The organism is Microbacterium sp. TS-1 (assembly GCF_000509385.1).
GTDB classification, from domain to species: domain Bacteria; phylum Actinomycetota; class Actinomycetes; order Actinomycetales; family Microbacteriaceae; genus Microbacterium; species Microbacterium arborescens.
Window position 1 is genome coordinate 2,064,143 of record NZ_BASQ01000001.1, and the last position, 12,420, is coordinate 2,076,562.

Here is a 12,420-nt window from a genome sequence, read left to right on the forward strand (position 1 = left end):
TCTTCTGTGCTGGCGCGCGGAAACCGGATCACGCGCGGGGCGGATTACAAGGCCGTCGTCCGCGGGGGTGCTCGCTGTGCCGGTGCGCACACCGTGACCTACGTGGTGTCCACCGGTGCGAGCCGAGCTCCCCGCTTCGGTTTCATCGTCAGCAAGCAAGTCGGATCAGCCGTCGTGCGCAATACAGTGCGCCGACGGCTGAAGGCCGTTTGCGCGCAGGCCCTTCCCGACGTCCGCGAGGGCGCCGACATCGTCATCCGAGCGCTCCCCTCTGCGGCGCGCTCGGATTTCGCGGATCTGAGAGACGAGGTGGAGCGGTGTCTGCGACGACGTGCGGCGGTATGAGCTGGTCGACGCTCCCGACGGCCTCCGTCGGCGATGGACACCTGACCGCGGCATCCGTTCTCCGCGCCATCCCCCTCGCTCCTCGCAACGCGGGGATCGCGCTGCTCCACGCATACCGGTCCGTCGTATCGCCGCTGTACGGCGACGTCTGCAAGTACTACCCGAGCTGTTCCGCGTATGCGGTGGGAGCCGTGCAGCAGCACGGTCTCGCGAAGGGCTCCGCCCTCGCCGCCGCTCGGCTCGCCCGATGCCACCCGTGGGCAGCGGGGGGCGTCGACGACGTTCCCACCCACCGGGACTTCCGCCACACCCTGACCAGGCACGGCTTCGTCGTGCCGCCGAGAAAGGACTGATCCCGTGCTGGATCTCTTCCTCGCCACGCCGACTCCCGTCGTGCCGACCCCGACGACTCCTCCTCCCGGCGGTGCTGACTTCTTCAGCACGATCATGTGGCCGTTCAAGTTCCTGGTCGAGGCGATCCTGGTGTTCTGGCACTGGGTCCTGACGGCTCTCGGGATGCCGGCCGCGGCAGGCGCCACCTGGGTCATGTCGATCATCGGCCTGGTCATCGTCGTGCGCTCGGCGCTGATCCCGCTGTTCGTGCGGCAGATCAAGAGCCAGCGGAAGATGATGGAGCTCGCGCCCGAGATGCGCAAGATCCAGGAGAAGTACCGCGGCAAGCGCGACCAGCTGTCTCGAGAGGCCATGAGCCGCGAGACGATGGCGCTGTACAAGAAGCACGGAACGACGCCGGTGTCGAGCTGTCTGCCGCTCCTCGTGCAGATGCCCATCCTCCTGGGCATGTTCTACACGCTCAGCGACGTCAAGAAGCACGCGGAGTGGGGCGTGGGCGGCGTGGGTCTGCTCAACGTCGACCTGACGAAGCAGTTCTACGATGCGCAGCTGTTCGATGTGGCGCCGCTTCACACGAACATGATCGAGGCGATCAACCTCGGGCAGACGGCCACCGTGACGATCCTCGTGATCCTGGTCGTGCTGATGATCGCGTCGCAGTTCATCACCCAGCTGCAGATCATCTCGAAGAACCTGTCGCCCGAGGCCAAGACCGGTCAGGCGTACCAGATGCAGAAGATCATGCTCTACGTCCTTCCGCTGGCGTTCATCTTCTCGGGCGTCTTCTTCCCGCTCGGCGTCGTCATGTACTGGTTCACCTCGAACATCTGGACCATGGCCCAGCAGTTCATCGTCATCCGCAACCTTCCGACCCCCGGTTCGGAGGCGGCGAAGGCCCGCGAGGAGCGGCTCGCGCGCAAGGGCAAGGCCCTCGATTCCAAGGGCCGCGTCGTGTCGATGGAGAAGTACGAAGCCGAGCAGCAGCGGCTCCTCGAAGAGGCCGAGCGTGCCCGCGCGGCTCAGCCGAAGCGTCAGCAGCCGCTGAGCAAGCAGCGCGCGAAGAAGCAGTCGAACAAGGACGGCTCGCAGGGCTGACCCTGCCGGCATCCGCATCGCACAGATCCAACCACGCGAGGAATCATGACGAACCCCACCGAGTCCCCGACGACCGAACGCCCCGACGCCACGGTCGAAGAGCTCGAGCGCGAAGGCGACATCGCTGCTGACTACCTCGAGGGTCTGCTCGACATCGCCGACATCGATGGTGACCTCGATCTCGATGTGCGAGCCGGCCGTGCCTACGTGTCGGTGGAAGCCGACGACCCGAACTCGCTCCGCGTGCTGTCGGATCCGGATGTCGTGCAAGCGGTGCAGGAGCTGACTCGGATCGCCGTTCAAACGAAGACAGGACGCTTCTCGCGCCTCATCCTCGATATCGGAGGGTCGCGCGACGCCCGCCGGCGCGAACTCGAGCGTCTGGTCGACCGTGCGGTCGAGCGTCTCAACGATGGCGCATCGCAGGCGTCGCTGCCCGCGATGTCGAGCTACGAGCGCAAGCTGGTGCACGACATCGCCTCCGAGCGTGGGGTCGTCTCCGAGTCGTACGGCGAGGGCGCGGATCGCCACACCGTCATCCGTCATGGCTGATGTTTCACGTGAAACACCCGTGATCGAGCAAGAGCCCACCGCTGCGGTCGAGGTGCTCTTCGGGTCGCACGCCGACCTCGCGCGACGCTACACCGCATCTCTTGCGGAGCACGGTGAGGAGCGCGGGCTCATCGGTCCACTCGAGCTCCCGCGACTCTGGACGCGGCACGTTCTGAACTGCGCGGCCGCAGCGCCCCTCTTCAGCGGACGCGTCGGAGATGTCGGCTCGGGCGCCGGTCTTCCGGGCCTCGTCCTGGCCATCGCAAGACCGGACGTCGAATGGGTTCTCATCGAGACCATGGAGCGTCGCGTCGCGTGGCTTACGGAGCAGGTTTCCGCCCTCGGACTGAAGAACGTCGAGATCGTTCGCACGCGAGCCGAGGAATGGAGCGGCGCCGGCACCCTGGACGCTGTGACCGCGCGCGCGGTCAGTGCGCTGCGCACGCTCGTTCCGATCACCGCTCCGCTTGTGCGTGACGGTGGCGAGCTCATCCTGTTGAAGGGTGCCAATGCCGAGGCGGAGATCGCTGCCGCCGAGAAGGCGATTCGTCGGTTCCGGCTCCAGGACGTTCGGGTCGAGACCGTGGGGGAGTCGGTACTCACGGAACCCACGCGCGTCATTCGCGCGACCGTGAGGTGATGTTTCACGTGAAACGTCGGCCAGACCGTCCCACGTTTCACGTGAAACATCACCGCCCGCGTTTCACCTGAAACGTCGCAGCCCCCGTTTCACGTGAAACGTCGCAGGGCATCCGTAGAGTGAGATCAGGAACTGAGGAGTTGAACGAATGGCAGAACCGGAATCGGGCCGCGCGTCGCTGACGTTCGATTCTCCGCTGGCGCGCGAATTGGCCGATCTGTCGTCGCGCCGACGCGCGTTGGATGCCGTATCGATCGATTTTTCCGGCGATACGCGTGTGATCACCGTGTCGAATCAGAAGGGTGGCGTGGGCAAGACGACGACGGCAGTCAATCTCTCGGCTTCTCTCGCTTCGCTCGGCGCTCGCGTCCTCGTTATCGATCTCGATCCCCAGGGGAATGCTTCGACGGCACTCGGGGTCCCGCACAGTGCCGATATCCCCAGCGTGTATGACGTGTTGATCGATCAGTTCCCCCTGTCGGACATCGTCCAGGTGAGTCCGGAGTCACCCAATCTCCTCTGCGCGCCGAGCACGATCCATCTGGCCGGCGCCGAGATCGAACTGGTCTCGCAGGTTGCGCGGGAGCATCGCCTCCGCACGGCCGTCGAGGACTATCTCGCGTCGACCGAGGAGCGCATCGACTTCGTCATCATCGACTGCCCACCTTCTCTCGGGCTTCTGACCATCAACGCTTTCACCGCCGCGCACGAACTGCTGATCCCGATCCAGTGCGAGTACTACGCGCTGGAAGGCCTGAGCCAGCTCCTCGGCAGTGTCTCGATGATTCAGAAGCATCTGAACAGCCGGCTTCACCTCTCGACGATCCTCCTGACGATGTACGACGGGCGCACGCGTCTGGCGCAGCAGGTGGCGGAGGAGGTGCGCTCGCACTTCCCGAAGGAGGTGCTTCGTACGGTGATCCCGCGATCGGTGCGCGTCTCGGAAGCACCGAGCTTCGGGCAGACCGTGATCGCTTACGATGGGCAGTCGGCCGGCGCGGTGGCGTATCGCGAGGCAGCCGTCGAGATCGCTCAGCGAGCGACTGCCGCAGCACGAGGAAACAAGGGAGAAGCCTGATGGCCAAGCGCACCGGATTGGGCCGAGGAATCGGCGCACTCATCCCCACGTCGGAGGCGACGGAGGCGCGCCCCGTCGACGTCTTCTTCCCCGGTGCCAAGGGTGCGACGACCACCGTCGAGCCCCCGGCATCCCCTGACGCGGCGAAAGACGATGCTCCCGAGCTCGTCTCGATCCCCGGAACCGCCCTCATCCAGGTCGATCCGAACGAGATCGTGCCCAACCCGCGGCAGCCGCGCACCCACTTCGACAGTGACGACCTCGCCGAACTGGTCCACAGTGTGCGAGAGTTCGGCGTGCTCCAGCCGGTCGTCGTCCGCACGAACGAGGACGGCAAGTACGAACTGATCATGGGTGAGCGCCGCACCCGCGCCGCTCGCGAGGCCGGTCTGACGGCGATCCCGGCCGTGTTGCGCGACACGTCGGACGAGAATCTCCTCCGCGACGCGCTGCTCGAGAACCTGCACCGCTCCCAGCTGAACCCGTTGGAAGAGGCATCTGCGTACCAGCAGCTGCTCGAGGACTTCGGGATCACGCAGGAGGAGCTCGCGACCCGGATCGGACGGTCGCGCCCGCAGATCAGCAACACCATTCGCCTGCTGCGGCTGCCGGTGCCGGTTCAGCAACGTGTCGCGGCGGGTGTTCTCAGTGCGGGTCACGCCCGCGCGATCCTCTCTGTCGACGGCGCCGATGCGATGCAGCGCCTGGCGGACAAGATCGTCAACGAAGACCTCTCGGTTCGGGCCGCCGAGGCCGCCGCCAAGACCATCGAGGCAGCCGGCACCCGACGCCCCACCCCCAAGGCGGGGGGAGTTCGGGCGCACCTCGACGAAGTGGCGGGACGCCTCGGCGATCGTCTCGACACCAAGGTGAAGATCTCGCTCGGTGCGCGGAAGGGCCAGATCGTCGTCGACTTCGCGACGATCCAGGACCTGAACCGGATCCTCGCGGAGCTGGGCGAGGACGCGTACGGCGCACGCTGACGCCGGTGTCGGTGGCGCGACGTAGGCTTGTTCGGTGAACGACGAGCAGAACCCCAAGCGAGCGAGCGTCGAGCTGCTGCGCGCTGAGGCCGCCGACGAGTTGTCGGTGCTCGTGGAGGAGCGTCTTCGTGCGGGTGAAGACCCGTGGGAGTTCATGGAGGAGCTGCCGTCGGTCGACGAGCTCGTCGTCCTCATGCTGCGGGCCGAGAACATCGCCGCCTACGGCGGTGGGCGTCCCAGCGCGGCTCGCAACTACCGCGTGCTGCGACAGATCGCGATGGATCACCCGGAGCTGACCCGTGCCGTGTGGCGTCTGCTCGGCAGCGAACCGCACCGCCGGTGGGATGCTGCGACGACAGCCGACGCATCCTGAGCCGCACAGCGAACTTGCGCTGATAGAAAAAGCCCCGGTCAGATCGATGATCTGACCGGGGCTTGTTTCGTCTGGATGTCAGCCGATGTACGAAGCGAGGTCCTGCTCGAGAGCGAACTTCGGCTTGGCACCGATGATCGTCTTCTCGACCTCGCCCTTGTTGAAGACCTTCATCGCGGGGATGGAGGTGATCTGGTACTGCATGGCGAGGTTGGGGTTCTCGTCGACGTTCAGCTTGAGCACGGTGATCTTCTCGGGGTGCTCGGTAGCGATCTCGTCGAGGATGGGTCCGACCATGCGGCAGGGACCGCACCACGCGGCCCAGAAGTCGACGAGGACGGGTCCATCGGCGTCGAGGACGTCCTGCTGCCAGGTGCTCTCGGTCGTGGCCTTGGCGGTCATGGTGATCTCCTTCGAAAGGGTGTCGCCTACGTCAACGACGAGGGCGTGGGAATTGTTCCGTCAGGCCGTCTCGGTCTCGGCGACGAGCGACTCGAGTCCTTCGTCGGGGCGGCCGCGCAGCGGCGAGCTGTCGGCTGCGGGCTCGGATGCCTCACCCAGGGCGGCGAGGTAGTGCTCGACGTCGAGGGCTGCGACCGTGCCGCTTCCGGCAGCGGTGACCGCCTGACGGTAGGTCGGGTCGATGACGTCGCCGGCCGCGAAGACACCGGGGACCGACGTGCGCGACGAACGACCGTCGACCCACACGGTGCCGTGCTCGGTCAGGTCGAGCGAACCGTGCACGAGGTGCGTGCGCGGGTCGTACCCGATGGCGACGAAGATGCCGTCGAGCGCGAGCTCGCGGGTCGAGCCGTCGACCGTGTCGCGGAGGACGACGCCCGTGACGGCATCCTCACCCAGGATGTCGGCGACCTCGCTGTTCCAGATGAACTCGATCTTGTCGTTGTTCATCGCGCGGTTCTGCATGATCTTCGAGGCGCGCAGCTCGTCCCGGCGGTGGATGACATACACCTTCGAGGCGAACTTCGTCAGGAAGGTCGCCTCCTCCATGGCCGAGTCGCCACCGCCGACGACGGCGATCGTGCGCTCGCGGAAGAAGAAGCCGTCGCAGGTGGCGCAGTACGACACCCCGCGTCCGGAGAGGCGGCTCTCGCCCTCGATGCCGATCTTGCGCGGGGCCGAACCGGTCGCGAAGACCAGGCTGTCAGCTTCGTGGGTGGCGCCGCTGCCGAGGGTGACCTTCTTGACGGGGCCGTCGATGTCGAGCTCGACGACGTCGTCGTAGAGGACCTCGGTTCCGAACTTCTCGGCCTGCTCCTGCATCTTGGACATGAGGTCGGGCCCCATGATGCCCTCGGGGAAGCCGGGGAAGTTCTCGACCTCGGTGGTGTTCATCAGCTCGCCGCCCGCTTCGACCGAGCTCGCGATCAGCAGCGGCTTCAGGTTCGCGCGTGCCGCGTAGATCGCAGCCGTGTAGCCGGCCGGGCCGGATCCGATGATGATGACCTGTCGCACGTCGACATCCCTTTCTGGGGTCTGGAATCCGCGTCGCGGATACCCCGACACGTCCAACCCATGGTAGCCGCGGGGCATTCCCCGGCGGCCGTGAGGGATAGGTGTCAGCGGCCGAGGATGCGGCGCACCGTGCGAACGGCGGTGCCGAGCTCCGGCGCGCGGAGGAGCGCGAGGAGGATGACGTAGACGGCGAGGGTCGCCAGGCCGATGACGGCGCCGCCGACGAGCGCTGCGGCGACCGTCTCGATCGTCCACCCCCACACACGTGCCAGGAGCAGCGAGACGGCCCAGCCGACGGCGCAGGCGGGGATGCCGGCCGCGACGAAGCGCAGAACGCCGCGTACCGCACCGCCCAGGCCGAGCGGGCCGATCTTCCGGCGCAGGAGGATGACCGCGAGCACCAGCTGCACGATGTTGGCGAGCGACTGCCCCAGCGCGATGCCGACGGCGAGATACTCGACGGGCAGCAGGAGGTAGGCCGCGACGGCGGTCGCGGCGACGAGGATCGCCTGCACCAACGTGAACACGAATGGTGTCCGCGTGTCCTGGTGGGCGTAGAAGGTGCGCTGCAGCACGAACTGGAACGACAGCGGCAGCAGAGCGACAAGATACGCGGCGAGGACCCAGGCGAACGTCGCCGCCGTCTGCGGACCGGTCGTGAAGACGCGCGAGATGGGCAGAATCGCTGCCACAATCGCGGCCAGCGCACCGACCATGAAGATCCCGATGGTTCGGGTGGCGGCGTCCAGATCGGAGCGGAGCGCATCGGGTCGCCCCGTGGCGACATGCGCGCTCAGACGGGTGAAGTAGGGCGTTCCGATCGACAGTACGATCACCGAGAACGGCAGCATGAACACCAGCCACGCGTAGGACATCGCCGCCACCGAGGCACCGGCGTTGGATGCCGCGCTCACGAGAGTCGACTGGACGAGGCCGGCGAGCTGGCCGACCAGGACCATCAAGAATGTCCAGCCTGCGAGGCGGCCGATGTGCCGCAGCCCGATACCTCGCCACCGGAAGTCGGGACGGATGTGCAGGCCAGCGCGGCGCCAGAACAGCAGGAGCACGCCCGCCTGTGCGACGATGCCCGCCGTCGCGGTGCCGGCGATGACGGCCACCATCGTCGGAGTCCAGCCGACCACGTCCTCTTGGACGCCGAAGAGCCAGATGAAGACGAGGAAGCCGATGATCGACACGATGTTGTTGACGATCGGCGACCAGGCGAAGGGGCCGAACACTCCGCGCGCGTTGAGGATTTCGCCGAGAAGGGCGTAGATGCCGTAGAAGAGCAGCTGCGGCAGGCACCAGTAGGCGAATGCCAGCGTCAGCGCCGAGGCCTCGGGACTCAGCCGGGAGCCGAACGCCACGACCAGCAGCGGCGCCGCGACGACGGCGATGACCGTCGTGATGAACAAGGCGGTGGTTCCGAGTGTCAGGAGCTTGGAGACGAAGGCGCTGCCGCCGTCGCGATGCTTCGCCGCCTGGATGATCTGCGGGACGATGACGCCGGCCAGAAGGCCGGACGAGATGATCGCATAGATGTTGTTCGGCAGCTGATTGGCGATCGCGAACGCATTGGCTGCCCCGCCGGTGGCGCTGGTGGCAATCACCGGCAGCGCTGCGGCGAGCACGATGTTGCGCACGAGGCCCGTGACCCGGGAGACGAGTGTTCCCGCGGCGACGACCGCTCCTGCCCGGCCGATTCCGCTCACTCGATGCTCTCCTGCTGTTCGGGGGTGTCTTGCTGCTGAACAGCGGCCTCATCGCGTCGACGTCGCAACTTCAGCACCGTTCGGATCACGCCGCCCGCGATGAGGACGACGACGATCACGATGATCGCTGTGATCCCGACCGACTCCCACTCCGCGCGCACCGTGAGGCCGATGGCCTCGGGTGCGCCGATCGGCACTGCCGAGGTGCTCCGCAACTGCAGGCTGAGTGTCGTCTCGCCGCTTCCGACGCGTGCCTCGACCGGCACGTCGACACGCGTGTTCTGCTGCGCGCCCGCTTCGACGACCGTCGCCTTCTGCACGATCAGGCGGGGGTCCCCGGTCTCGGCGAACAGCACGAGGGAGACCGGCCAGGGCAGGTCGTTGCGGACCGTGACGGGAATCGGGGCGCTCGTGGCGAGGAAGTTGATGGTGCCGGGGTTCGCGATGCCGACGGCATCCAGCGTGCTCTCGGTGTTCTCCTCGTGCTGCGCGACGGCAGCTGCCCACGCGGTCGGCTCGGTCAGCCACGCGTCGCCGATCAGCTGCAGGATGGCGGTGCGTTCGCGTGCCGTCAGCTGGGTGGGTTCGACCAGGGCGGTCGCGAAGGTCGCCAGGCGCTCTTCGTCGGCGAGGAAACGCTGCAGGGCCGCGACGCGGTCGGCATCGGCGGGGATGTCGGCGACGGCGACCTGCCCGGGCGCGGCGGCACGCAGATCCTGCAGCGACGTCGGCGCGGCGCCCGCAGCGCCCGTGATCGCGGTGATGGCCGTCCTCACACCGGCGCGCGAGGTCGTCGCGGGACGATCGATCGTTGCGACGAGGGGGCCCTCGCCGCTCAGGGCGACCTGCGCCGTGGCGGCGGCGAGTTCCGCGCTGCGGACCGGCGCGTCGTCGGAGGCGGCCGCAACGCGTGCGAGCTCGGCGGAGACCAGGTCGTCGTACACGAGGAGATCCGCGTCGCCCGTGGCGGCGCGGACGCCGCCGTCACCGCCGGAGACGGTGTCGGACGGGACGAGGGTGAGCGCATCGGCGTCCGCCCCGGCCTGCGCGTCGATGGCCGCGACGACGTCGGGTCCCGCGGTGCCGCCGGCGGGCCAGAAGATGTCGCGGACGGTGTTCGCCGCCGTGCCCACGGCCAGCAGCTGCCGCAGATCGGGTACGCCCTCGGCAGTGGTGGAACCGGCGGCGCTGAAGTTCGCCGGATCGGCGTACGGGGCGAGGGTCGTGGGCTCGAGCGGCGCCATCAGACCGGCGTGCACCTGCGTCGCGAGGTCGGCGTCGCCGAACTGCAGGGCGAAGCGCTCATTGGGCAGAGCCATGAGGCTCGCGAGCCAGCCCGTGGCGGTGGCCGGTGCGCTCGAGCCCAGGACGCGGATCGAGGCGACGATCGCGGGGTCGACCGCGAGCACCGCCGGGGTGCCCGTGACAGCGTTGAGCGTCGCGCTGAGGGCTCCGTTCTCGGCCGTGAGCTCCGTGAGCTCCGTCGCCGTGAGCAGTCCCGAGGTGCGGGCTCCCGCGGTGATCGGGACGATGACGGTGGTCGAGCGCGGCGGGGCGTCGGTACGGGGCACCGTGATGACCGTCCGCGATGAACCACCCGGACCGGACACGGCGACCGGGTAGACCCCGGGGGCGAGGCCGACGAGGTCCTTCTCCGTCGCGGAGATCGACACGTCCGTGGCGCGTTCGTCACCTGCCGCGAGCTCGGCGACATCGGCGCGCGCGACCTCCTCGAAGACCGGAAGCGCCTCTTCCGCGTCGTCGCCGGGGCGGAGCCAGTCGACGACCGCCTGCTGCGACGCCAGGGCTGACCGTGACAGCGAGACCGAGACGGTGCCGGCGGGAAGGGGGCGCGGCGACCCGTTCCGCTGATCCACCGAGATGAGCGCGTCGGTGCCGGTCGCGACGGTTCCGCCGTTGGCCGGCGCGGCGATGAGCGAGGCGATCCCCGGGGTCCCCGGCGTCGGGCTGACGTCCGGCGTCGAGCTGGAGCTCGGCGACGTCTCGGCGAGAGCGGACGCGGGAGACGCCAGCGGTGCCACGACGATCGCTGCGGCCGCGAGCCAGCTCAGCACGCGGGCACCGCGACGGCCGCGACGGGCGCGGGCGGTGGCAGGGGAAATGTCGGTCATGGCGGTTCTCGACCCGCTGCGATACCCGACCGCAGGGTCGCACAGAGTCTAGGGCGGGCCCGCTGTGCGTCATCCGAGGCGGGCCGGGCCATGCGGCTATTCGGTGGCCCGCACGGTTGAATGGGGGAGTGACCCTGCATCCCGACGCCGGCCGCTGCGCGGCGCTCCGTACCGATCTGGATGCCGCGGGCTACCGCGCCGACGCCGTGCGTGCGCTCTGGGGCGGGATGGTCGACACCGCGGTGGGTCACGGCCTCATCGAACCCGCGCGGCGCGTGCTGGCCGGACGCACCGACGCGCTGGCCGTGCTGGCGGGCCTGCTGTTCCTGGGAGGGCCGGCTCCCCGCGCCTCGGTGGACGCCGCGCTTCCCTCGCTCGGCGCTGCGGGCCTCACGGAGCTGGGGCTGGCCCACCTCGACGGCGACCTCGTCGTGCCCGACGCCCTCGTGCGACCGCAGGACATCTCGGATGCCGCAGGCGAGGGCCACTGGTGGATCGCGAGCGACCTCGACGAGGCCGCGGTGGGCGGACCACTGCCCACAGGGCATGTCCTGGGGGTCGGCGGCGCGTCGCTGACGCTCGCGGGGCTGCAGTTGACGTCGCAGGTGGGACGCGTTCTCGACATCGGCACGGGATGCGGCATCCAGGCTCTCCGTGCGCGGCGCGCGGGGGACCGCGTCGTGGCGACGGACGTCTCGGAACGCGCCCTCGCTTTCACGCGCCTGAATGCCTTTTTCAACGACGTCGATGGAATCGAGACACGGTTCGGCAGCCTGTTCGAGCCGGTCGCCGGCGAGCAGTTCGAGCGGGTCGTGTCCAACCCGCCGTTCGTGATCACTCCCCGGGTCCAGGGCGTACCGGCATACGAATACCGCGACGGTGGCATGTCGGGCGACGACCTCGTCGCCGCCTTCGTGCGCGAGGTCGGCTCGGTGCTGGCTCCGGGAGGCGTCGCCCAGCTGCTCGGCAACTGGGAGTACCGCGCCGGCGAGGACGGGCTGGACCGGGTGCGCTCGTGGGTATCGGAGTCGTCCGTCGCCCTCGATGCGTGGGTCGTGGAGCGCGAGCAGCTCGATCCGCTCGCCTACGCCGAGCTGTGGGTCCGCGACGGCGGCACCGCGCCCGGCTCGCCCGCCTACGCGCCGCTCGTGCAGGCGTGGCTCGACGACTTCGCCGCTCGCGGGGTCACCGCGGTCGGATTCGGCTACATCACGCTGCACCGCCCGGCCGTCATCCCGACGCTCGCCCGCTACGAACGCATCGTCGGAAGCATTCCCGGCGCCCTCGGCCCCCACATCGGCGAGTCGCTCGACGCCTGGCAGCGGCTCTCGAGCATGACCGACGCCGACCTGGATGCCGCGGTGCTGCGGGTCGCCCCCGATGTGACCGAGGCGCGCCATCACACTCCGGGCGTGGAGGACCCCCAGGTCATCGAGCTGCGTCAGGGCGCGGGATTCGGGCGCGTGCTCGATGTCGATCCGGCCCTCGCCGCGCTCGTCGGGGCCAGTGACGGCGACCTGCCCGTCGGCGTGCTCGTCGCCGCGATCGCCGACCTGCTCGAGGTGGATGCGGCAGCGCTCCGCGCCGACCTGCTGCCGCGCGTGCGCGAGCTGCTGTTCACGGGCTTCCTGCACTTCGCCGGCTGATCCCGCGCTGGGGGAGGGGCGGACGAGCCCGGTA

13 protein-coding genes are annotated in these 12,420 nt (G+C 68.7%); 9 read left to right on the forward strand and 4 right to left on the reverse strand.

Annotated features, from left to right (window positions below; translation table 11 throughout):
- The first annotated feature begins 6 nt into the window (after positions 1-6).
- From rnpA to MTS1_RS09645, 8 genes are all read left to right on the forward strand, one after another.
- Entirely contained in the window at positions 7-345 is a 339-nt protein-coding gene (gene rnpA / locus MTS1_RS09610) for a ribonuclease P protein component (RefSeq protein WP_023953438.1), read from the forward strand.
- On the forward strand, positions 342-698 hold the full coding sequence (gene yidD / locus MTS1_RS09615) for a membrane protein insertion efficiency factor YidD (RefSeq protein ID WP_023953440.1): 357 nt from the start codon (positions 342-344) through the stop codon (positions 696-698). Before rnpA ends, yidD begins: the two co-directional genes overlap by 4 nt.
- Before the next feature lie 7 nt (positions 699-705).
- The gene (gene yidC / locus MTS1_RS09620) at positions 706-1,794 is read left to right on the forward strand and encodes a membrane protein insertase YidC (protein WP_036305434.1); all 1,089 of its coding nucleotides are present in this window, start codon (positions 706-708) and stop codon (positions 1,792-1,794) included.
- Between the two features lie 45 nt (positions 1,795-1,839).
- Positions 1,840-2,346, forward strand: coding sequence for a R3H domain-containing nucleic acid-binding protein (locus MTS1_RS09625; protein WP_023953444.1), 507 nt, complete (start codon positions 1,840-1,842; stop codon positions 2,344-2,346).
- Positions 2,339-2,986: a 16S rRNA (guanine(527)-N(7))-methyltransferase RsmG gene (rsmG, locus tag MTS1_RS09630; RefSeq protein ID WP_023953446.1), complete on the forward strand. Its 648-nt coding sequence runs from the start codon at positions 2,339-2,341 to the stop codon at positions 2,984-2,986. The genes MTS1_RS09625 and rsmG overlap by 8 nt, the downstream gene beginning before the upstream one ends.
- Before the next feature lie 148 nt (positions 2,987-3,134).
- Complete coding sequence (locus tag MTS1_RS09635) at positions 3,135-4,064, forward strand: ParA family protein (protein ID WP_023953447.1); 930 nt, start codon at positions 3,135-3,137, stop codon at positions 4,062-4,064.
- On the forward strand, positions 4,064-5,047 hold the full coding sequence (locus tag MTS1_RS09640; RefSeq protein WP_036304731.1) for a ParB/RepB/Spo0J family partition protein: 984 nt from the start codon (positions 4,064-4,066) through the stop codon (positions 5,045-5,047). Before MTS1_RS09635 ends, MTS1_RS09640 begins: the two co-directional genes overlap by 1 nt.
- 34 nt (positions 5,048-5,081) lie before the next feature.
- Positions 5,082-5,420 carry a hypothetical protein gene (locus MTS1_RS09645; RefSeq protein WP_023953449.1) on the forward strand — a complete coding sequence of 113 codons (339 nt, stop codon included), beginning with the start codon at positions 5,082-5,084 and terminating at the stop codon, positions 5,418-5,420.
- 78 nt (positions 5,421-5,498) lie between these two features.
- On the opposite strand, the gene trxA is transcribed toward MTS1_RS09645, so the two are convergent.
- The 4 genes from trxA to MTS1_RS09665 form a co-directional block, all read right to left on the reverse strand.
- Entirely contained in the window at positions 5,499-5,822 is a 324-nt protein-coding gene (trxA, locus tag MTS1_RS09650) for a thioredoxin (protein ID WP_023953450.1), read from the reverse strand.
- 60 nt (positions 5,823-5,882) lie between these two features.
- Complete coding sequence (gene trxB, locus MTS1_RS09655) at positions 5,883-6,896, reverse strand: thioredoxin-disulfide reductase (RefSeq protein WP_023953451.1); 1,014 nt, start codon at positions 6,894-6,896, stop codon at positions 5,883-5,885.
- Between the two features lie 104 nt (positions 6,897-7,000).
- Positions 7,001-8,608, reverse strand: coding sequence for a murein biosynthesis integral membrane protein MurJ (gene murJ / locus MTS1_RS09660; protein ID WP_023953453.1), 1,608 nt, complete (start codon positions 8,606-8,608; stop codon positions 7,001-7,003).
- Positions 8,605-10,740: a DUF6049 family protein gene (locus MTS1_RS09665; protein WP_023953455.1), complete on the reverse strand. Its 2,136-nt coding sequence runs from the start codon at positions 10,738-10,740 to the stop codon at positions 8,605-8,607. The genes murJ and MTS1_RS09665 overlap by 4 nt, the downstream gene beginning before the upstream one ends.
- Positions 10,741-10,868: 128 nt before the next feature.
- Here MTS1_RS09665 and MTS1_RS09670 point away from each other — a divergent pair, with 128 nt between their 5' ends.
- A complete protein-coding gene (locus tag MTS1_RS09670) occupies positions 10,869-12,386 on the forward strand; it encodes a methyltransferase (RefSeq protein WP_023953456.1) in 1,518 nt (505 codons plus the stop codon).
- The last annotated feature ends 34 nt before the right edge of the window (positions 12,387-12,420 follow it).

Excerpts from the sequence above, each read along its gene's own strand:
- yidD (WP_023953440.1), top strand. The coding sequence starts at position 342 with ATGAGCTGGTCGACGCTCCCGACGGCCTCCGTCGGCGATGGACACCTG.
- MTS1_RS09625 (WP_023953444.1), top strand. The coding sequence starts at position 1,840 with ATGACGAACCCCACCGAGTCCCCGACGACCGAACGCCCCGACGCCACG.
- rsmG (WP_023953446.1), top strand. The coding sequence starts at position 2,339 with ATGGCTGATGTTTCACGTGAAACACCCGTGATCGAGCAAGAGCCCACC.
- MTS1_RS09635 (WP_023953447.1), top strand. The coding sequence starts at position 3,135 with ATGGCAGAACCGGAATCGGGCCGCGCGTCGCTGACGTTCGATTCTCCG.
- MTS1_RS09640 (WP_036304731.1), top strand. The coding sequence starts at position 4,064 with ATGGCCAAGCGCACCGGATTGGGCCGAGGAATCGGCGCACTCATCCCC.
- trxA (WP_023953450.1), bottom strand. The coding sequence starts at position 5,822 with ATGACCGCCAAGGCCACGACCGAGAGCACCTGGCAGCAGGACGTCCTC.
- MTS1_RS09665 (WP_023953455.1), bottom strand. The coding sequence starts at position 10,740 with ATGACCGACATTTCCCCTGCCACCGCCCGCGCCCGTCGCGGCCGTCGC.